At 62.9% G+C, this 20,663-nt stretch carries 18 protein-coding genes, 3 pseudogenes and 1 riboswitch; of the genes and pseudogenes, 15 read left to right on the top strand and 6 right to left on the bottom strand.

Annotation, left to right across the window (positions count from 1 at the left end; translation table 11 throughout):
• Positions 1–34 precede the first annotated feature (34 nt).
• Positions 35–1,288, bottom strand: coding sequence for a sodium:proton exchanger (locus B4383_RS05580; RefSeq protein WP_078289949.1), 1,254 nt, complete (start codon positions 1,286–1,288; stop codon positions 35–37).
• A 226-nt stretch (positions 1,289–1,514) separates the two neighbouring features.
• Between B4383_RS05580 and B4383_RS05575 the strand changes: the two genes are divergently transcribed.
• Complete coding sequence (locus B4383_RS05575) at positions 1,515–2,273, top strand: MerR family transcriptional regulator (RefSeq protein WP_078289950.1); 759 nt, start codon at positions 1,515–1,517, stop codon at positions 2,271–2,273.
• Positions 2,274–2,289: 16 nt separating this feature from the next.
• Here B4383_RS05575 and B4383_RS05570 read toward each other — a convergent pair whose 3' ends face one another.
• Genes B4383_RS05570 through B4383_RS05565 form a run of 3 tightly spaced genes read right to left on the bottom strand, consistent with a single transcriptional unit; the run spans position 2,290 to position 4,166 of the window.
• On the bottom strand, positions 2,290–2,490 hold the full coding sequence (locus B4383_RS05570) for a lipase chaperone (RefSeq protein ID WP_078289951.1): 201 nt from the start codon (positions 2,488–2,490) through the stop codon (positions 2,290–2,292).
• A gap of 29 nt (positions 2,491–2,519) precedes the next feature.
• Positions 2,520–2,675, bottom strand: a complete 156-nt coding sequence (locus tag B4383_RS26175) for a DUF6131 family protein (protein ID WP_139360557.1) — start codon at positions 2,673–2,675, stop codon at positions 2,520–2,522.
• Positions 2,676–2,729: 54 nt separating this feature from the next.
• A complete protein-coding gene (locus B4383_RS05565; protein ID WP_078289952.1) occupies positions 2,730–4,166 on the bottom strand; it encodes an NAD(P)/FAD-dependent oxidoreductase in 1,437 nt (478 codons plus the stop codon).
• A 200-nt stretch (positions 4,167–4,366) separates the two neighbouring features.
• Between B4383_RS05565 and B4383_RS05560 the strand changes: the two genes are divergently transcribed.
• Positions 4,367–4,567 (top strand): three-helix bundle dimerization domain-containing protein, encoded by a 201-nt coding sequence (locus B4383_RS05560; RefSeq protein WP_078289953.1) that lies wholly within the window; start codon positions 4,367–4,369, stop codon positions 4,565–4,567.
• Between the two features lie 5 nt (positions 4,568–4,572).
• Here B4383_RS05560 and B4383_RS05555 read toward each other — a convergent pair whose 3' ends face one another.
• Entirely contained in the window at positions 4,573–5,250 is a 678-nt protein-coding gene (locus tag B4383_RS05555; protein ID WP_078290006.1) for a TrkA family potassium uptake protein, read from the bottom strand.
• Positions 5,251–5,310: 60 nt separating this feature from the next.
• On the opposite strand from B4383_RS05555, the gene B4383_RS05550 reads away from it, so the two are divergent.
• The 6 genes and pseudogenes from B4383_RS05550 (at position 5,311) to car (ending at position 13,537) form a co-directional block, all read left to right on the top strand.
• Complete coding sequence (locus tag B4383_RS05550; RefSeq protein WP_078290005.1) at positions 5,311–6,807, top strand: potassium/proton antiporter; 1,497 nt, start codon at positions 5,311–5,313, stop codon at positions 6,805–6,807.
• Between the two features lie 81 nt (positions 6,808–6,888).
• Positions 6,889–7,057: riboswitch (M-box (ykoK) riboswitch) on the top strand.
• A 303-nt stretch (positions 7,058–7,360) separates the two neighbouring features.
• Positions 7,361–8,526, top strand: a pseudogene (locus B4383_RS05545) (divalent metal cation transporter).
• Positions 8,527–8,530: 4 nt separating this feature from the next.
• A complete protein-coding gene (locus B4383_RS05540) occupies positions 8,531–8,803 on the top strand; it encodes a WhiB family transcriptional regulator (protein ID WP_078289954.1) in 273 nt (90 codons plus the stop codon).
• Between the two features lie 303 nt (positions 8,804–9,106).
• Complete coding sequence (locus B4383_RS26585; protein ID WP_078290007.1) at positions 9,107–9,502, top strand: pyridoxamine 5'-phosphate oxidase family protein; 396 nt, start codon at positions 9,107–9,109, stop codon at positions 9,500–9,502.
• A gap of 9 nt (positions 9,503–9,511) precedes the next feature.
• On the top strand, positions 9,512–9,670 hold the full coding sequence (locus B4383_RS27020) for a glutaredoxin domain-containing protein (RefSeq protein ID WP_286144042.1): 159 nt from the start codon (positions 9,512–9,514) through the stop codon (positions 9,668–9,670).
• A 309-nt stretch (positions 9,671–9,979) separates the two neighbouring features.
• Positions 9,980–13,537, top strand: coding sequence for a carboxylic acid reductase (gene car, locus B4383_RS05520; protein WP_078289955.1), 3,558 nt, complete (start codon positions 9,980–9,982; stop codon positions 13,535–13,537).
• Here the strand turns inward: car and B4383_RS27015 are convergent.
• On the bottom strand, positions 13,534–13,692 hold the full coding sequence (locus tag B4383_RS27015) for a hypothetical protein (protein ID WP_286144041.1): 159 nt from the start codon (positions 13,690–13,692) through the stop codon (positions 13,534–13,536). The two genes, car and B4383_RS27015, sit on opposite strands and share 4 nt — an antisense overlap.
• Between B4383_RS27015 and B4383_RS27010 the strand changes: the two are divergent.
• The 7 genes and pseudogenes from B4383_RS27010 to B4383_RS05495 all read left to right on the top strand — a co-directional run.
• Positions 13,621–13,829, top strand: a pseudogene (locus B4383_RS27010) (helix-turn-helix domain-containing protein); the annotation flags it as partial. The gene B4383_RS27015 and the pseudogene B4383_RS27010 overlap by 72 nt on opposite strands.
• Positions 13,823–14,002: pseudogene (locus B4383_RS27005) on the top strand (VOC family protein); the annotation flags it as partial. The pseudogenes B4383_RS27010 and B4383_RS27005, both read left to right, overlap by 7 nt.
• A gap of 84 nt (positions 14,003–14,086) precedes the next feature.
• The gene (locus B4383_RS05510) at positions 14,087–15,355 is read left to right on the top strand and encodes a lipase family protein (RefSeq protein WP_078289956.1); all 1,269 of its coding nucleotides are present in this window, start codon (positions 14,087–14,089) and stop codon (positions 15,353–15,355) included.
• 76 nt (positions 15,356–15,431) lie between these two features.
• Positions 15,432–16,769 carry a hypothetical protein gene (locus B4383_RS05505; RefSeq protein ID WP_078289957.1) on the top strand — a complete coding sequence of 446 codons (1,338 nt, stop codon included), beginning with the start codon at positions 15,432–15,434 and terminating at the stop codon, positions 16,767–16,769.
• A 131-nt stretch (positions 16,770–16,900) separates the two neighbouring features.
• Entirely contained in the window at positions 16,901–17,041 is a 141-nt protein-coding gene (locus B4383_RS26580; RefSeq protein WP_176126477.1) for a hypothetical protein, read from the top strand.
• 272 nt (positions 17,042–17,313) lie between these two features.
• A complete protein-coding gene (locus B4383_RS05500; RefSeq protein ID WP_078289958.1) occupies positions 17,314–17,724 on the top strand; it encodes an MmpS family transport accessory protein in 411 nt (136 codons plus the stop codon).
• Complete coding sequence (locus B4383_RS05495; protein WP_078289959.1) at positions 17,721–20,624, top strand: RND family transporter; 2,904 nt, start codon at positions 17,721–17,723, stop codon at positions 20,622–20,624. The genes B4383_RS05500 and B4383_RS05495 overlap by 4 nt, the downstream gene beginning before the upstream one ends.
• The last annotated feature ends 39 nt before the right edge of the window (positions 20,625–20,663 follow it).

The following is a 20,663-nucleotide window of genomic DNA, read 5'->3' as shown; positions in this document are numbered from 1 at the left end:
GTGTGTCGAAGTAACACCAGGAGAAACTATGCCGCTACGGCACAGTCAACTGTCGTGTGGCTGACCTGCTGAACGGCGCTCGAATTGTCGCGATGAGGTGCTGGCGGTTGACGACCAAACCGGCGATCGCCAAGACGCCGTACACACCGCACAGGATGAGCCGGCCGTGGGTTGAGGTGATGGGGAACTGGATCACGAACAGTGCCAGGAGTGCCCACGCGGTGCCGCGGTGGAACCGCAGGGCGAGGATCAGGGCCACGCCCATCATGGTTTGCGTTGCGGTCAGCAGGGTTTCTTCGACCTGACGGGCATCGAGTACCAGGGAGTACCCGCCGCCGCCCGCGAGATGGGCGATAGGCAGTGAACCGATCAGGAGTGTCCACTGGTTGACCTTTGACGAGATCAACGTCGCGATGGCCGCGGTTCCCTTGCCGCGGGCGGCGAAAATCGCGGCGATGATGAACTCGGGTGCTTCCGAGGCCAGCGGTGCGAGCCACTGCACCAGAAGGAACTGATCGATACCCAATTGTGTTCCGGCGCTTACCAGGCTGTTGGCGAAGGGCTCGGCGCACAACAGGATGATCGATGCGGCGAGTATGAACATCGTGACGACGGTGCTGCGGCGCATGTGCTTGGGCAGCATGCCAATGGCCGCAGCCGTGCCCACCAGATCCGGTTCCTCGGCTTCGCCGCGGCCGATCGTAAACAGGTAGAACCCGAACCATGCCAGCAGCGCAACGCCCAGCACGAGGTGAATCTGCCCGCTCGCCGGAATCACGAATGCCGCCACCCCGGCCACGAGTAGGAAGCCAAGCTCGATGCGGTTAGAGGGCGCCAATGACAGCAGGTTGGTGGAGCGTCCGGATGTCTTGCGGGCCACCGCGAGTGCGATGAGAACGACGACGGGCCAGCCCAGTCCCATCAACAACCTGTTCGAGCCGGTCATGTTTGCGGCGGCGTACTGGCTGTACTCGGGGACCTGGCCGGAGATGTAGGCGTAGTAGAGATCGACGGCATACTCGGGCAGCACCGCGATCAAGGCCAGCACTGCGATCGCCAGGCCACCGGAGACGTCAATCTGCGCGGCCTCTGCCGCCCACGCCAAGACAAAACTGGCGGCCACTACCGCTGCGCCGTAGATCACGAGAGCTACTACCGGATTGGGATGCAATCCGCCGATTCGCGTGATGAGCGCGGGTGCCATGAACAGCGCCGTGATGAACACCGACCGGAGGAGCTGGCGACGCAATCCACCAAGCATCGCGGGCGCACTAGCGGTGGTCTGCACGGAACCAAGTTAGCACCGACAGGCACGCTCAGCAACAGATCGATATCCCTGCATGATGCTCATCAAACTCGAAAATTACCAGCTAGTAGACACCGTTATGAAGTTTTCGGTAACCCTAATGTCAATGTGTGGCAAACCGGATGGCTCACGTTGCCGGGTCGTTGCTGATGAGGCGAGGGTTTCGCGTGTTGACCATGCCGTAGCGGCATAGTGTCGAGTGGCGGGTATGTCCGTGGATACAGAAGGAGTGACGGTGGGCTGGAGCACGCGGGAGCTTGCCGAACTCGCCGGCATCAGCCTGCGTGCGGTGCGCCACTACCACGACGTCGGCTTGCTGGCTGAGCCCGAACGCCGCTCCAACGGCTACAAGAGTTATGGCGTCGCGCATCTGGTTCGGGTCCTGCAGATCAAACGCCTCACAGGGCTGGGTCTTTCCCTGAAGCAGATCGCGGAGATGGATGAGGCCAACGAAGACCCGGGCCAGGCACTGCGCGCGCTCGATGCGGAGCTGGCCGGCACTATCGACCGGCTGCAGCGAGTACGCGACGAGCTCGGACAGATATTGGCGAGTGAGGTAGCGGCCGACATGCCGCCCGAATTCGGCTCCGCGGCAGTCAATATGGAACTCTCCGATACCGACCGTTCGCTCGCATTCGTGATGTCCAGAGTGCTCGGTCCGGTGGGGTTGCAGGCATTTATCGGGGTGCTCCTGGATCAGCAAGACCGCGACCTCGATCATGAGCTGGAAAACCTGGCGGCCGACGCTGACGAGCAGATGCGTGCCGACCTCGCCGAGCGGATGTCCTTACACACCCGGAAGTTGTATGCCGATCATCCAGGGATGCTCACCTCGACCGCGGACGCTCCGCGCGGTCAACAGTTCGCCGAGCGCACCGTGGCCCGGGCACTGTTGGATCTGTTCAATCCGGCGCAGCTCGATGTGCTTGTTCGAGTGGGTGCCGCGATCCGATCGGAGCCGGGCTAAGAGTCCGGCCCGGCAATCAGGTACTTGGTTGTGGGATGTTGCATTGGCTGACTGTCGGATTGAGTCCCGCGTAATTGAGGGGACCGGCAAGCACAGTCAGCGCGATTGTTCCCGCGCTGGCACAGGTTTGTGGGCTGTTGGTGAAGTATCCGCGTTGGGCGACGGCGATTGCCCCCACGATCAACCACACCGCCACCAGTATTCCGGCATATCGCATGGCGTTCTCCTGCTCTTTCAACCGGTGAGTCAGTAGTAGTGGCGGCGGCCACCGACGGCGTGTCCCGTGCGGCCTGCGACCATCAGGACCAGGCCGATGACGATGAGTACAACTCCGCCGGTCCATAGCCACCCGATGTCGAGGATGAAGCCGGCGGCCAACAGGATGGCTCCGAGGACGATCATGGCCCTCACCTCGTTCAGTGCTGGATTCTCAGGCTCGATGTTTTGTTTACGATGTTAACGATACGCCGTCGGCCCTCGTTGGGGGAGGTGTTTGAGCGCAGCATTCGCGGCGTGCACACCGCACATGCCGTGCGCGCCAGGGCCTGGCGGTGTCGCGGCGGAACAGATGAACATCCCCGGCGTGCCAAGGCTGTAGGGGCTCAGTCCGACGCGAGGACCGAACACCAGCTGCCGGATGTCCTTGGCGCCCGTCATGATGTCCCCGCCCACGTAGTTGGCGTTGTACACCGACATCTCCGTCGTCGAGCGCACCGCCGTGCCAACGATCCGCTCGCGGAAACCGGGCGCGAATCGTTCGATCTGACGGATGATCGCCTCAGTGGCATCTCCGGCGTAACCGAAAGGCACGTGTGCATAGGTCCAGAGCGGGTGGATAGTGCCGGCCGAGCGCTGCGGATCGGCCAGATATTGCTGACCGGCAAGGACAAAGGGGCGCTCCGGCATGATGCCGGCATGGATCTGCCGTTCGGTGGAGGCCACCTCGGCGTACGTGCCGCCGAGATGGACGGTACCGGCGCGGCGGGCAGCTGGTGTGGCCCACGGAACCCCTCCGTCGACCGCGAAGTCGACCTTGAAGGCGCCGGAGCCGTGCCGGAACCTGGTGAACGCGCGGGTGACTCTTGCGGGCAACCGATCACCGAGAATCTTTGCGACAGAGCCCGGTTCAAGATCGAACAGTGTCAGATCGGCGTCGGGCAATTGCGCGGCGTCGTCGATGCGAACCCCCGTGCACACCTCTCCACCCAGCTCGGCAAGGGTCGCGGTCATGGCCCGGACGAGAGAACCGGTGCCGCCGGAGACGACTGGCCAGCCGTATCGGTGTCCGGCCGTCATGATTCCGAGGCCGACCGCAGCTGTCATGGGATAGTGCAAGGGCCGGAAGGCATGTGCGGCGACCCCGCCGTACAGGGCGCGGGCCGACTCGGTGCGGAGCAGGCGCGCGATGGTGGAAGCGGGCAGCGCAGCCGGCAGTCCGAATCGCGCCATCTGAATGGGGTGGTGGGGCGCACGCAGCAGCGGCGCCGTGATGTCCTCCACGAGGGTCTCGAAATGCCGCGAGGGATAACCGAACAGCGCACGCCAACGGTTGCCATCACGCCCCATCAACGTGGCCGTGTCATCCACCGACCGGTACAGGACGCCCGCAGAGCCGTCGTCGAGCGGATGAACGCAGTCGATCTCGGGCAAGAGCCAGCGCACACCGTGGCGAGCCAGATCCAGACTGGTCAAGAAGGAAGAACCGATGGCCATCGGGTGGCTGGCCGCGCAGTGGTCATGGATGAGTCCCGGTTCGAGCATCTCCGAGGAACGGCATCCGCCCCCGGGTTCATCAGTGGCCTCCAACACAGTGACAGAGATCCCTGCGCGGGCGAGGGTAATTGCTGCGGCAAGTCCGTTGGGGCCACTGCCGACGATGGTCGCGACGCTCATCGGATCACCAGGCTGCGGTCAGGGCTGCCACGAAATATGCAGGTAATCAACGAATTACAGTCGACCTGCACCGTGACATCCACCTCCGTCGGGTCCGTCACCAAAGTCTACAAACCCAGCTGCTGCATGCTTGGCTGGCCGTCTTTGGTGTCGGTCAGGGCAGTTGACGAAACTGTAAACGTAGTGCAAATTTTGTCCCTGTGGCGGTACTCAGTGAGCGGGCAGGGATAGGCGACCTTGTGGAACAGCTGCATGGTCGACATCCGAATCTGCCCCGCGACATCGTGGAGGCGGTGGTGCGTGCAGAACACTCCCGCTTCGACAACAGTCCACTGCGTGACTACGTTCCGCTGTTGGTCGAGCGGCGTGCGCGCGAGGAACTGGCCCTGCTCAGCGTGTAGCCGATCTACCGGTCGGGTGTCACTTCGGCTCCATGGATCGCCGCGCGAATCGCGTGCTCAACGTCGCTGTTCGCGATGAAGAGCATCTCGTCCCCGGCCTCCAAGACATCCTCGGGCCTGGGTAGCACGACGGCTCCGTTCCGGATCACGGTGACCAGTGCGGTGTTCGGCGGCAGTTCCAGGTCTGCCACACGTTGTCCAACTAGGGGATTATCCTCCGGCAGAGTCAGTTTCGTCAGACCCGCACTTCCCTCGCGCAACCCCATGAGACGTACCAGGTGACCGATGTCGATCGCGCCCTCGATACCGGCCACCATGGCGCCGGGTGTGGAGACCGCCACATCGATACCCCAGGCCTGACCGAACAGTCCCTGGTTGCGAATGTCGTTGATGCGGGCGACGACCCTGGGCACGCCGAACTCGGTCTTGGCCAGCAGGCCCACGACGAGATTGGCCTTGTCGTCACCGGTAGCGGCGACCACGACATCACACGTCTCGATCCCCGCATCTTCCAGGGTGTCGAGCTCGCATGCGTCGGCGTTGAGCCAATCCGCCCCGGGCACGGCCTGCGGCTCGAAGTTACTGCGCTCGCGTTCGATTAACAGGATTTTGTGGCCATAGTCGAGTAGCTCGCGCGCCACGGACCGGCCGACCTTGCCCGCGCCCGCAATCGCGACTCGCATCTTCCGTTCCACCACCCCGCTATCGTGCCCTATGAATCGGAGTCGATCGACGGGAACGAAGTGAGCCTGCACCAGCTGTACCTGGCTTTGCTCATTGGCGGGCTCGTGCTGCTCGCGAGCATTGTCGGCACCCGGGTGGCCACGCGTATCGGATTCCCGAGCCTTTTGTTCTTCCTCTTGGTCGGGGTCGTGCTCGGGGAGGACGGGCTGGGCCTTGAGTTCGACAACGTCGAGCTGGCTCGGAACGTGTGCACCGCGGCGCTTGCCGTGATCCTGGTCGAGGGCGGTTTGACCACACGGTTCGCCGATATTCGCAAGGTGCTCGCGCCGGCCGGTGCGATGGCCACTGCCGGTGTCCTCATCAGCACAGTGGTGACCGCGGTCGGCGCGCATGTCCTGTTGCGTATGGATTGGCAGCTGGCGTTGTTGTTGGGCGCCATCGTGTCCTCCACCGATGCCGCGGCGGTGTTCTCGGTGCTGCGGGTGCTGCCGTTGCCGCGCCGGGTCGCCGGACTGCTGGAGGCGGAATCCGGATTCAATGACGCCCCCGCCGTGATTCTCGTCCTGATGTTCAGCGTCGTGCCCTTCGTGTTCGAGCCGAAAAGCGCCGTGATTGAGATCGTCTACGAGCTGCTGGCGGGTTCGGCGATCGGTCTGTTGTCCGGTTTCCTGGGGGCCATGGCGCTGCGCCGGGTTGCCTTGCCGGCGTCGGGCCTGTATCCGATTGCGACATTCGGTATCGGGTTGGTTGCTTTCGCGGCCTCCGGCAGCGTGCACGCCAGCGGTTTCATCGCTGCCTATCTGGCCGCGGTGGTGCTGGCCAATTCCGGTCTGCCGCACCGGTCTGCCACCCGATCGTTCGCCGAGGGTCTCGGCTGGCTGGCGCAGATAGGCCTTTTCGTCTTGCTCGGCTTGCTGGTCAATCCCAGCGAGCTGATGGATGACTTGGTTCCCGCGATCGTTATCGGGCTCGTGCTATTGCTGGTGGCCCGGCCGCTGTCGGTGGTGGGATCGCTTGCCGGATTCAGTATCCCGTGGCGCGAGCAGGCCTTTCTGTCCTGGGCCGGACTGCGTGGTGCGGTCCCCGTCGTACTTGCCACTTTCCCGATCGTGGAGGGTGTGCCCGACAGTTACCGCTTGCTCAATATCGTTTTCGTTTTGGTGGTGGTCTTCACCCTTATCCAGGGACCGAGCCTGCGGCCCGTCGCGCACCTTCTGGGATTGATCACGCGGGAGACGACTCGTGAAATCCAGGTCGAGGCAGCACCTTTGGATGTGCTGGATGCGGAGCTGCTGACGATGAAGGTGCAACCGGGATCCCGGCTGCGCAACGTCACCATCCTCGAACTACGACTGCCCGACCCGGCAGTCGTCACCCTGATCATCAGGCAGGGCAATACCTTCGTCCCGCTGCCCGACACCCGGATCGAGTCGGACGACGAACTGATGATCGTCACGACCAGTAAGACCCGGGCACTGACCGAGTCGCGCCTGCGCGCGGTCAGTAGGCGCGGCAAGCTCGCCTACTGGTTCGACGAGTACGGGGATGTCGGCTGATCCGCTGAATACTGTCAAGAGGCCGTCAGGAATTGGGGTTGCGTTGATGCGCAGCACCAATCGGGCATGCAGTACCGATCGTTAGCACCTCGCTAGGCGAGGCTCCTGCACGAACACAGGCCACTGATCCGACGACGTCGAGAGACGCCCAGGGTTGGGACAGATCTCCCCGGCTTAAGGGGTGATCCGAAGTGGCTTCCCGTTGGGATCACGTCGTGCAGTGCCGAAGCTCTGACGAGAGAGGTGGTCCGCCCGTTCGATGGCGGGTGGTTACTCGTCTTGTCTGAGTGCGCTTGACGTGCGCTGACACAAACAATTGCGGCGCAGCCGCCCTGGCAGCGAGGAGGTGAGGGACGACATGCAGTCCGGCGATAGTCCGTATCCCAGTCCGGATCGACAACCTGGCTTAGGCCAGCACGTACATGTGTTCTCAGCCTTCCGCTGCGACGCCGCTCACGCCTGACCCGTCGCGAAACCTATTGCATCGTGCTCGATTTGGTGTGCGCGGAAGCGTCCGCGGTGGACCGAACCCTGAGAAAGGGCGGCATCTGCAATGGCATTCTTCAACGGCGTTTCCCGCCGATACGACAGCGACGGACACGCTCCGGCAGGCGCCGTCATGGACAGCGCGCACGTCGGAGACATCGTCGGTGCCCTGGGCGCCATCGGGCAGCACGAGAGCACCGAGGGTCGCAGCAGGCGGCAGCGATTCCGGATGTTGTTGGCCGTCTTGGTCCCTGGCCTGATCGTGATGGTCGGTGACAACGACGCGGGAGGAGTGGCCACCTACGCTCAGGCCGGTCAGAACTATGGCATGGCGCTGATGTGGACGCTGGCGCTGCTGATTCCCGTGCTCTACGCCAATCAGGAGATGGTGGTGCGGCTCGGCGCGGTTGCCGGGGTAGGACATGCGCGGCTCATCTTCACTCGATTCGGACGGTTCTGGGGCGCCTTCAGCGTCGGCGACCTGTTCGTGGTGAATGCGCTGACGATCGTCACCGAGTTTATTGGGGGCCGCCGCATTTGGCCTGGCGGGCACCGACGCCGTGGGAAACTTCACCGACGCCGGTGCCGTCGCGAGGCTGCTCCACGAGCACGTGTGTCCCGCGGTTGGTGCACTGTTCGCCATCCTGTTGTTGGATGCGTCGCTCATTGGCGCCAATGAGGTGGGGTTGGCGACCACCTATGCGCTGGGCGACACCTTCGGTAAGCGTCACTCGCTGCACTGGAAGCTGACCGAGGCGCCCACCTTTTACCTGGGCTACGGCGTGCTGCTGCCCTCGGCGACGGTGTTCCTGGTGCTGCTGTGCAATGACAAGGCAGTCCTGGGACCATGGATTAACACCGCTCTGCAGAATCTGATTGCCGGAGTGATTGTTTGGTCGCTAGTGCTGTTGTCGTTGACCGCGGCAACCTTCCTCCCCGATCTCAGCACCCAACAGCTCAAGACGTTCTTTGTCGCTGGAGCGATTGTCGGTGTGCTCGGCGGGCTGGATCCCTAGCAGGTGCAGGATCTGGAATCCTCGCCGCGGGATCGTGCGCTGCGGCGGCAGATCATGCGGCAAGAACGTGAAACCTGGCGCACGCCCCGCGCTTGACACCCTGGAACGGCCGGCGTGGTCGCCGCTGCGCACCGCGGGAATGATCGCCCTCCGCGGCTACCTGGCGGTGGCGGTGGTGCTGGTTGGCGTCAAGGTCGCACAGACCGTCGTCGGGTAGCGATATGAAGTGGCTTGAGTGGGCGCGTTGCCGTGGCATGCCGACCGATCGGTTCTTCCCGCCGGATCACGAGCGGGGGAGGGCTCGGACCCTGCGGGAGGCCCGTGCCAAACAGATCTGTCAGCACTGCCCAGTGGGGGAGCCGTGCGGTAGGTATGCCGTCGCGGCGGGCGAATCGTTCGGGGTGTGGGGGGCTACCACACCACGGGAAAGGCGTGACCGGAGCGGGGTGCCACCGAGGAAGCGGGCACTAGACGTAGTTAGGCAAAGCGAATAATATAGTTTGGTGAGCCGAAACAAGCCAATGAGCCGAGATGTCCTGAGTGCGTCGTGGTTCGAGACGGTGGCGATAGCGCAAGCGATCGCCTCGGGTGACAAGGTTTCCGCGGCGCACATCCTGCGGACCAGCCGTCGCCGGCTCATGGTTTCCGAGGGTCTGTTGCACCTGCTCTCGGTGCTGATGCGGGCGGCTCCGGCCGGTGCTACGAGTCGGTTGCTCGATACCGCCCGGGCCTGCGTGCCGCCGCCCCCGATACCGAATCTCGTTCCAGTACAACTATTCCAGGAGGTCGCGTACACAATGCCCACGCTCACCGATGAGATGAAGCGGATGCTCGGTTCTCAACTGGCGATCCTGGCGACGGTGACAGACGGCACCACCCCCAACATCGGGCCCAAGCGCTCGCTGCGGGTGCGTGATGAACGGTCTCTGATCTTCAATGAGAACACCGGGGGTCAGACACTGGCCAATATCCAGGCCGGATCAAAGGTTTCCGTCGCGGTGATTGACCGCGAGGCGCTGGACGGGTACCGGTTCGTCGGTTCGGCCCACGTCCACGATTCGGGGCCGGCATTCGATGACGCCGTTGCCTTCGCGGAGGAACGGGACCTGAAGTATCCGCGCTGCGCGGTCGTCATCGCGATCGAGGGCATCTACACGCTCAAGCCGGGCATCACTGCGGGCAAGCCCGTGTAGACAGGGATCATGACGAAGCCCTTCCCGGCGTCTGACGAGGTTGTTCTGTACTGGCGACCGGGCTGTCCGTTCTGTATCAAGCTCCGGACGCAGCTGCGCTTCAGTCGGCTGCGCTACACCGAGGTCAACATCTGGGAATCCCCCGAGGCGGCCGCTTACGTGCGTTAGGTCGCCGACGGCAACGAGACGGTGCCGACCGTCAACGTCGCGGGGCATCCGTTAGTGAACCCCTCGCGACAGGAGCTGTTGGCGGCCGCCCGCGAACACGCACCGCAGGCGCTGCGGCAGTGACGCTCCTCACCCTGAGATGACACCTGAACCCGGCATCCCGGGGTCAGACCAGCGCGAATGTCCACTCTCCGGGACGTGAAGAAAACGGACCCACAGGGAATAGTTAGCTTAGGTATGTACTTTTACTGGGTGGGCAATGTTGCCCTCGCACTTGTTACTTAACGCCGATCTCCGAGGTATCTAGGCATGACTGAAACGATCTTGACACCTGCCGCCACGACGACGCCTGATCTCGCGGAACAACAGGAACTCGAACGACGCGTCGCGCAGGTCGTGTCCAACGACCCCCAGCTGCAGGGGCTCTTCCCTGACGACGCAGTGACCGATGCGGTCAACGAACCCGGTCTGCCGCTGGTCGAGGTGATCCGGCGACTCCTGGAGGGCTACGGAGATCGCCCGGCGCTCGGGCACCGCGCCGTTGAGCTGGTGACCGACGACAACGGCGTGACAAGCCTCGCGCTGAAGCCCGAGTACGTCACCACCTCCTATCGCGAGTTGTGGAACCGGGCCGAGGCCATCGCCGCCGCCTGGTATGCGCAGGGAATCCGTGATGGTGACTTTGTCGCTCAGCTGGGCTTTACCAGCACGGACTTCGCCTCGCTGGACGTCGCGGGGCTTCGTCTCGGCACCGTGTCGGTGCCCTTGCAGACCGGCGCGTCTGTGCAACAGCGCAACGCGATCCTTGAGGAAACCCAGCCCACCGTCTTCGCCGCCAGCATTGAGTACCTCGACGCCGCGGTGGAGTCGCTACTGGCGGCGCCGTCTGTGCGCCTGTTGTCGGTCTTCGACTACCACCCGGAGCTGGACGGCCACCGCGAGGCGCTGCGCGCCGTGCGCGCCCGACTCGAAGAGGCCGGTCGGCCGATCACCGTCGATCCGCTCGGCGACGCGATCGCGCGCGGGCGAGAGCTGCCCGCGGCACCACAGCCCAGCGAAGATCCCGACGCATTGCGTCTGCTCATCTACACCTCCGGCAGCACCGGCACCCCCAAGGGCGCGATGTACCCGCAATGGCTGGTGGCCAACCTGTGGCAGAAGAAGTGGCTCAGCAGCACGGTCATTCCGGGCGTGGGCGTCAACTTCATGCCCATGAGCCACCTGGCGGGCCGCCTCACGCTGATGGGCACGCTCTCCGGGGGCGGCACGGCGTACTACATCGCTTCCAGTGACCTGTCGACATTCTTCGAGGACATCGCGCTGATCCGTCCCACCGAGGTGTTGTTCGTGCCGCGCGTGGTGGAGATGGTCTTCCAGCGTTACCAGGCCGAGTTGGATCGCTCGCTTGCCCCCGGTGAAAGTAATGCGGACATCGCCGAGCAGATCAAGGTGCGCATTCGCGAAGAGGATTTCGGTGGGCGCGTGCTCAGTGCCGGATCCGGTTCTGCGCCGTTGTCTCCCGAGATGAACGACTTCATGGAATCGCTGCTGCAGGTAGCGATGCTCGACGGCTATGGCTCGACGGAGGCCGGGGCAGTATGGCGCGACGGCATCTTGCAGCGTCCCCCGGTCACCGAATACAAGCTGGTGGATGTTCCTGAACTCGGTTATTTCACAACGGATTCCCCGCATCCCAGGGGCGAGCTGCGCATCAAGTCGGACACCATGTTCCCCGGCTACTACAAGCGCCCGGAAACCACCGCCGACGTCTTCGACGAGGACGGCTATTACCTGACTGGCGACGTGGTCGCCGAGTTGGGACCGGACCACCTTAAGTATCTTGACCGTGTCAAGAACGTGCTCAAGCTCGCTCAGGGTGAATTTGTCGCGGTGTCTAAGCTGGAGGCCGCGTACACCGGCAGCCCGCTGGTTCGGCAGATCTTCGTGTACGGCAACAGTGAGCGTTCTTTCCTGTTGGCAGTCGTAGTGCCCACTCCGGAAGCCCTTGAACGGTATGCGGATTCGCCAAATGCGCTCAAACCGCTGATCCAGGATTCGCTGCAGCAGGTCGCCAAGGGCGCGGAACTGCAGTCCTACGAGATCCCCCGGGACTTCATCGTCGAGACGGTGCCGTTCACCGTTGAATCCGGGCTGCTGTCGGATGCGCGCAAGCTGCTGCGTCCGAAGCTAAAGGAGCACTACGGCGAACGGCTGGAGGCGCTGTATACCGAACTGGCCGAAAGCCAGAACGAGCGGTTGCGTGAGCTGGCGCGGGAGGCGGCCAGCCGTCCGGTCCTGGACACCGTGACCGACGCCGCGGCGGCATTGCTGGGGGCATCGTCTTCCGACCTGGCCCCCGATGTCCGGTTCATCGACCTCGGCGGGGACTCGCTTTCGGCGTTGTCGTACTCCGAGCTGCTGCGCGACATCTTCGAGGTAGACGTTCCGGTTGGCGTGATCAACAGCGTCGCCAACGATCTCGCCGCGATCGCCCGGCACATTGAGGCACAACGGACCGGCACCGCGACGCAGCCGACGTTCGCGTCGGTCCATGGCAGGGGCGCGACGGTGATCAATGCCGCCGAGCTCACCCTCGACAAGTTCATCGACGAGTCGTTACTGAAGGCGGCCAAGGATATTCAGCCGCCCACTACCGACGTTAAGACCGTGTTGGTAACCGGTGGTAACGGCTGGCTCGGACGCTGGTTGGTACTGGATTGGCTCGAACGACTGGTGCCCCGTGGCGGAAAGGTGTACGCGCTGATCCGCGGCTCCGATGCTGCGGCCGCCCGTGCACGGCTGGACGCCGTCTACGAATCGGGAGACCTCAAGCTGTCGGCCCACTACCGCCAGCTCGCGGAGCAGGGTCTCGAAGTGATCGCCGGTGATTTCGGAGACCAGGATCTGGGCCTGTCCCAGGATGTTTGGCAGAAGCTGGCCGGTGAGGTGGATCTGATCGTCCACTCGGGCGCGTTGGTGAACCACGTGCTGCCGTACAGCCAGCTATTTGGCCCCAATGTGGCCGGTACCGCCGAGATCATCAAACTGGCGATCTCCGAACGGCTCAAGCCGGTCACGTACCTGTCGACGGTCGGTATCGCCGATCAGATCCCGGTGACCCAGTTCGAGGAAGATTCCGATGTCCGGGTGATGTCGGCAGAGCGCCAGATCAACGACGGCTACGCCAATGGGTATGGGAATTCGAAGTGGGCGGGTGAGGTGCTCCTGCGGGAGGCCCACGATTTGGCCGGGCTGCCGGTGCGGGTGTTCCGCTCCGACATGATTCTCGCGCACAGCGACTACCACGGTCAGCTGAACGTCACCGACGTGTTCACCCGCACCATCCAGAGCCTGTTGCTCACCGGCGTCGCGCCGGCAAGTTTCTACGAACTGGATAGCGACGGCAACCGTCAGCGGGCTCACTACGATGGCGTCCCAGGTGATTTCACTGCTGCGTCTATCACCGCGATCGGTGGCGTGAACGTGACAGATGACTACCGCAGCTTCGATGTGTTCAATCCCCACCACGACGGCGTCTCGATGGACACTTTTGTGGATTGGCTCATCGAGGCCGGGTACAAGATCGCCCGGATCGACGATTACGGCCAATGGCTCACTCGGTTCGAGACAGCACTCAAGGGGCTGTCGGAGCAGCAGCGCCAGCAGTCCGTGCTGCCGCTGCTCAAGATGTACCAGAAGCCGCAGCCGGCAATTGACGGAAGTGCCCTCCCGACAGCCGAATTCAGCGGAGCTGTACGAGAGGCGAAGGTCGGCGGCTTGGGCCAGACACCGGGTGAGATCCCGCATGTCACCAAGGATCTGATCCTCAAGTACGCCGCCGATATCGGCCTGCTGGGCATGATCTAGTCGATAGAATCCCGCCTGAGACCCATGCAGGCAAGGAGCAGCGCCTGCGCGACCTCGCGCGTCTTCGCCGGGTACGCGACCGGATTGACCGCGAGTACGCGCAGCCGCTGAACGTCGAAGAGCTGGCCCGCGATGCGCACATGTCCTCGGGACATCTGAGCCGCCAGTTCAAGAGCGCTTGTGGGAGTCGCAGTACTCCTACCCCACGACACGGCGGATCGAGCGGGCCATGATGCTGCTGCGCCGCGCAGACATGAGTGTCACCGAGGTCTGTTTCGCGGTGGGGTGCTCGCCACCGACGACCTGGCCAGGATCTTCGAGCGAGTGCAGGCCATTGGCGCCGAGGTCATGCAGGAACCCGCCGATCAGCCCTGGGGCTCTCGAGACTGTGCCTTCCAGCTGACGGGCGAGCACCTCGCCGAGTACGTGGGCGCCCAGCGATACCGTACGTTCACGGATGGTTGACTCACCACTGCGTCTGTCGTGAAAGCCACTACGTCCGTTGTGAAAACGCGTTGTCTACGCTGTCCTGGAATCAGGAGGTTGCACATGGGAACGAAGCCCAAAGCTGTTCTCGGTGGAAGCGCACTGGCGGGCGTAGGTACGGCGGTGGCCGGGATCGTGGGCTCGGCCGTGGCCTTGCGCAGCCCCTCGGTGGTGCGACGGCTCAACAGTTGGGCCGCGCGCAGGTTGACCGATGAGCAGCGTGCTGATCGGCATGCAGCCATCTTGCCGACGCCCATCCCGGGGCCCAGCTTCTATGCCGACCCGGGTGACCTGAGTGACCGCGCCAACGGAGAGATCGTTCGAACACACCAGCTGCTGCCTCGTATTCCCCGGCCTGGAAGCACTATTCAGCGACTTATGGTCCGCTCCACGGATACCGCGGGGAATGCTGTGCCCGTGACTGCGACCCTGATCGAACCGAACCGCCCTTGGCGCGGCGCGGGCGCTCGTCCGGTGGTGGTACGCAACCAGCCGATCAACTCCCTGGGTCTCAAGGCAGCGCCCTCTTACCGGATCGAGCGAGGTCTGTACGTCGACGTGCCGCCGTTGGCGCCGTTGCTCCTGGCGCGAAATTATGCGGTGCTCATACCCGATCACGAGGGACCGCGGATGGCCTATTCGGCGGGCATCATGGCCGCGCATGCGGTACTGGACTCAGTACGCGGGATGCGCAGACTATGTCCAGATCTCATGGAATCCCCGATGGTGATGGATGGGTACAGCGGCGGTGCCATCGCGACGGTGTGGGCCGCGCAGGAGCAGCCGGCCTACGCGCCGGAACTGAGGTTCAGCGGTGCGGTCGCCGGCGGGACACCGACGGATTACGCCCTGCTGTATCGCAGTATGAACGGCGCCTTGGGATCTGGCCTATTTGCCGCGGCCACGATCGGGCAGGCGCGCGAGTACCCGAGCATGGTGGAGCTCTTTGGCGATTTTGCCTTCTACATGACGACTCTGATCAAGGACTTGCCGCAGCCGCCGTTGGCAGCGGCCGGGATTGCGCGTATCGATCTTGATGTATTGGCGGCCATTCCATCGCCTTTCGAGTCCGAGATCGCACAGGATGTGATCGCCGCCAACAAGCCGGGCGCCACCGCACCGACCATGCCGACCCTGCTGTACCACGGATCGCGTGACCGGTTCATCGGTGATCAGTTCGTTCCCGAACAAGGCGTCACCGCGCTCGTCGACAGCTGGCGATCGAAGGGAGCGACGGTAGATTACCTGCCCGTGCCTGGCGAACATCTGATCGCGGCCGGGTGGGCGATGCCCAGTGTTCTACGTTGGATGCGCAGCGCATTAGGGGCCTAGTGGTTCCCCGAATCAGGATGTGACTCAGGGTTTTCCCGGAGGCGGCGACACCCGCGGGACGGCTAGGCTCGCGGGCATGACGACCGATGTACCCGCGCTATCCGGCACCTCCGAAGAGGACGGCGCTGATACCCCGGCGCGGTGGACCCCGCTGCAGAAGATCGGATTCCGTCTGCTATTCACCATCGGTGGCGGGATTCTTCTGCTCTCGGTGTACGACAACCTCGGGCTTTACACCTTGTTTGAGCCGGTGCTATGGCTGACGGCGCAGATCGGCAGTTTCCTCATCCGCGGACGCGGTATCGAACTCACTGTGTCTTCCGGAAGCGACCTGTTGTGGTCGTGGTGCTACCACCTGGGCTGGATTGTGATCGCACTGGCGATCACCGCGATATGGACGGTGCTGGACGGTCGCCGGCCGAACTACCGGCGGCTGGCCGCGTCGCTGTGGGTTTTCGCACGGTTCGGTCTGGCGATGTCGATGATCACGTACGGCATCGCGAAGGCGATTCCCACGCAGATGGGGTTCATGGCTCTTCCTGATCGGCAGCTGCAATTAGCCGGTGACACAAGCTTGTTCAACACTTTGTGGGGCTTCATGGGTGCCTCGGAACCGTATTCGATAGCCACAGGGGCCGTGGAGCTGGTGTCCGGGTTGCTGCTGCTGTGGAACCGCACCTGGGTCTTGGGCGCCGTGGGGTCGGTGTTCGCCATGGCGCAGGTGTTCCTGCTCAACATGACGTATGACGTGCCGGTCAAGCAGGTCTCGGGAGAGCTGTTCTTGATTGCGGTCGCGGTCACCGCGCCATTGTGGCCAAGCCTTGTGCGGGTGGTCTTCAACCGCAGCACCACGCAGCCGGTGCGGCTATGGCCGGCGCTCGGCTCGGACCGGCGCTGGCTGCTCACGACGGGCATTGTGCTCAAATTCGGGGTGTCATCGGTCCTGACGGCACTCATCGTGTTGCAGTCGCTAGCGGTCTACTCCACATACAAAACACCCACCTCAAGTCTCGACGGTGCTTGGCACGCAACGTCATTCACCATCGACGGGCACGGGGCGACGCTGAACCAGACTGATCCCGAACCGTGGCCCAACGTGGCGATTTCCCATCGTGACACGGTGGCGGAGTTCAGCGTGATGAAGTTCGTTTCCCAGACACCCGACGGGCGCACCGCTGCGTGGCTGTTGGCGGTCAACGGCGACCGGCTGGAATTGCGTAAGCGTGAGTCCGGCCCGCCGCAACAGATACTTCACGCACAGCAGCCCAGCCCGGATCGGCTGGTCCTTACCGGCGTCGTGAATGGCAAGAGGATCGAGGGCACCTATGAACCCCGGTTCATGGAGCGCAGCAAGTCCGGATTTCGGTGGATTCAGCCGGAGATGGATCCGGATTCCGTAGACGCCGACGGATAGCAATCCGAAAGTTCCGGAACAGATGCCTATTTGGCGTCTCGTCGAGAGTCCTCCGTTGAAGGACATGTCGCCGTCAATCGGGCCGCGTTCCAGGCTCCCGTGTGGCCCGCCACGGCACTACGTTCTCTTGCATGTTATTTCGCGAACATGTTCGTGGGGGATGTGATTACGGCAAGGCCCCACATCTGTACACCGGTCAGGCCAGATCCGCCGCCGAACGGCTCGAGAACGGATTTCTGGACGAGCAGTCCATTCCCAAATTTGGTGTATAACAAGGTATTAGACGTTTCCAGACCGAGATTGCGGATTGTGTCTTTCGTGACGCGCCGACATGATTTACTCGTCGGAATCGGGTCGCGCGCGACGAGGCGTGCCGCACGTTGGCGGTGCTTCACACACGACCGAGCCTGGGTGCCGCCGCATTCGAAGTTCGGTTATCCGTTGTGTTCACATCCGATCTGAAGATACATGTTCGTGCAGCTGACATGCTGCCGAGCGCGGAAGACAGTCGGAGGGACTCGAGATTTTCACGATCTTGAAGCGTGTGTGGATTCCGTTGGTGCTTGTGGTGGTGGCAGTCGCGGGTGGATTCACCGTGTCGCGGTTGCACGGCGTCTTCGGTAACGAGCGTCGTCCCGCGTATGCCAATGCCGAACGGGAAGAGAAGCGGCCGCACGACCCCAAGTACTTGATCTACGAGGTGTTCGGCCCCCCGGGCACGGTGGCGACCATTAGCTACTTCGATGCGGATGCCGAGCCGCAGGTGATCAAGCAGGCCCCGCTGCCCTGGTCGGTGGAGTTTCCGATCACCGAGGCGACGGCCATGGGAAACCTCACCGCACAGGGTGACGCGGACAGCATTGGATGCCGCATCCTCGTGGGCGACAAGGTCAAGGACGAGAAGATCCGATACGGCGTCAGCGCGTTGACCTTCTGCATGTTGAAGGCCGCATGAGCACTCTCAGCGACCCTCCGACAGAGCCATTGCCGGTGGGTCACCGTCCACCATTACTGGCACGGTTGATCCGCCGTCTGTCGGTGCCGATCATCCTTGGTTGGTTGGCGATAGCCGTCGTCTTAAGCATGAGCGTTCCCTCACTTGAGCAGGTCGAGAAGGAACACGCGGTGGCGATGAATCCGGATGCGGCACCGTCGTTTCAGGCAACGCAACGAATGGGCCAGCTGTTCGACGAATCGAATTCCAGTGTGGTAGCGATGATCGTTGTGGAGGGTCAGCAACCCCTCGGTGACGACACGCACCGGTACTACGACGAGTTGATCCGCCAATTGAAATCCGATACGGCCCATGTCCAGCATGTGCAGGATTTCTGGGGCGATCAAATGACGCAGGCTGCTGCGCAAAGCCTCGACGGTAAGGCTACGTATGTACAGGTGGCTCTGACGGATCCCCGGGAGGGGGCTTCGGCGAATCAATCCGTTGAGGCGGTGCGGAGCATTGTGGACCGGACACCGGCGCCGCCGGGAGTCAAGGCCTATGTGACCGGACCGGCGGCGTTCGCCGCGGACTTGGGCCCGGCCGGCAACAGGACCGTCCTCCTGGTCACGGGGCTAAGCCTCGCGGTGATCTTCACCATGCTGCTCCTGGTCTACCGATCGATCGTTTCCGTCATTCTCATGCTGATTGTCGTCGGGATAGAGCTGACGGTGGCCCGCGGATTCGTGGCGTTTCTCGGAAATCTGGGGCTCATCGGTATCACCACATTCGTGGTCAATCTGCTGGTGGCACTTGCCATCGCGGCCGGAACGGACTACGGCATCTTCTTCACCGGGCGATATCAGGAGGCACGCCAGGCCGGTGAGGATCGAGAGACGGCGTTTTACACCACCTTCCGCAGCGTGGCCAAGGTGGTGCTGGGTTCGGGTTTGACGATTGCCGGCGCAGTTCTCTGTCTGCACTTCACCCGGCTCCCCGTCTACCAGACATTGGGAGTCGCCACGGCCGTGGGCATGGTGGTCGCCGTCGCGGTAGCGATCACACTCGTTCCGGCGGTCATCGCCGTGGGTAGCCGTTTCGGGTTGTTTGAGCCCAAGCGAAAGGTCACGGTCCGCCGCTGGCGGCAGATCGGTACGGCGATCGTGCGTTGGCCGGCACCGATTCTCGTCGCGACGTGTGCGGTGGCACTGATCGGGCTGTTGACGCTGCCGGTGTACCAGCCCAGCTACAACGACCAGAAATACATCCCGCAGGATATTCCGGCGAATGTGGGCTATGCCGCCGCCTCGCGACACTTCCCTCAGTCCTTGATGATGGCCCCGGATGTTCTGCTGATCGAAGCCGATCACGACATGCGCAATCCGGTCGACTTCCTGGTGATCAACAAACTGGCGCGCGGGGTCCAAGCCGTGCCCGGCGTATCGCGGGTTCAGGCGGTAACTCGGCCCGGCGGTGAGCCTTTGAAACACACGACCATTCCGTTCATGCTCAGTATGAGCAGCGCGAGTCAGTCGCATTTGATGCCGTTTCAGAAGAACCGCATGGACGATCTGCTGGTTCAGGCCGACGACATGCTGAAGACGATCGGCATCATGAAGCGGATGCAGGCGCTGACCGAGCAGATGGTCGGCACGACCCACGGCATGGTCGGCACAACGCACGAACTCGAAATAATCATGAATGAGCTTCGGGATCATGTTATGGATTTCGATGACTTCATCAGACCGATCAGAAATTACCTCTACTGGGAAAAGCACTGCTACGACATCCCGATCTGTCAGGCCATCCGTTCCGTCTTCGACACGCTCGACGGAGTGGACGAGGTCTCCGACAAGCTGGGTGACCTGGTGGCGAATCTGGATCGGCTGGATGAGCTACTTCCGCAAATGGCACAACAGTTTCCAGTGATGATCGAGACGATGGAATCCACGCGGAAAATGATGCTGTCCATGCACAGCACCATGTCCGGGATCTTCGATCAGATGGAGCAGTCGACGAATAACTCAACCGCGATGGGCAAGGCTTTCGATGCTGCGCAGAACGACGACTCGTTCTATCTCCCCCCGGAGGTCTTCGAGAACGAAGACTTCAAGCGTGTCATGAACATCTTCCTGTCCTCGGACGGGAAGGCGGCGCGGATGCTCATATCGCAGCGGGGCGATCCGGCGACGCGCGAGGGTATGTCGTTGGTTGAGCCGATAGAGACAGCGGCCGCGGAGGCACTCAAGGGCACACCGCTACGGAATGCCAAGATCTATATGACCGGCACCGCGGCATCGGTCAAAGACGTTGTCGACGGCTCGAAGTACGATCTGTTGATCGCGGCCACCGCGGCGCTCTGTCTGATATTCGGCATCATGCTGGTCATGACGCGAAGCTTTGTCGCTGCGCTGGTTATCGTTGGGACAGTGGCACTTTCGCTGGGTGCGGCGTTCGGCCTCTCGGTGCTCATCTGGCAGAGCATTCTCGGCATCCCCTTGAACTGGGTGGTGCTGGCGATGTCGGTGATCATCTTGTTGGCGGTGGGTTCTGATTACAACCTGTTGTTGGTGTCGCGGATGAAAGAAGAGCTGGGCGCTGGGATCAATACGGGGATCATTCGGGCGATGGGCGGGACCGGCAAGGTGGTGACCTCTGCGGGTTTGGTGTTCGCGTTCACGATGTTGTCCATGGTGGTCAGCGATCTTGTCACCATCGGCCAGCTGGGTTCGACGATCGCGATCGGCCTGTTGTTCGACACATTGGTGGTGCGCGCGTTCATGACGCCGGCAATCGCCGCGCTGTTGGGGCGGTGGTTCTGGTGGCCGCAGCGGGTGCTGCAGCGCCCCGCCAGGGCACGACGCCACGCGCCCGGCTCGCGCCCGTTGGTGAGCTTCCTTCTGCAGAAGGAAGAGCGCTAACCGCGATGGATGCCTCTATCTACTGCCTGGCGACGACCG

The sequence above is a fragment of the Mycobacterium sp. D16R24 genome (genome assembly GCF_002013385.1).
Classification (GTDB): domain Bacteria; phylum Actinomycetota; class Actinomycetes; order Mycobacteriales; family Mycobacteriaceae; genus Mycobacterium.
This window is presented reverse-complemented; position numbering and strand designations above follow the sequence as displayed.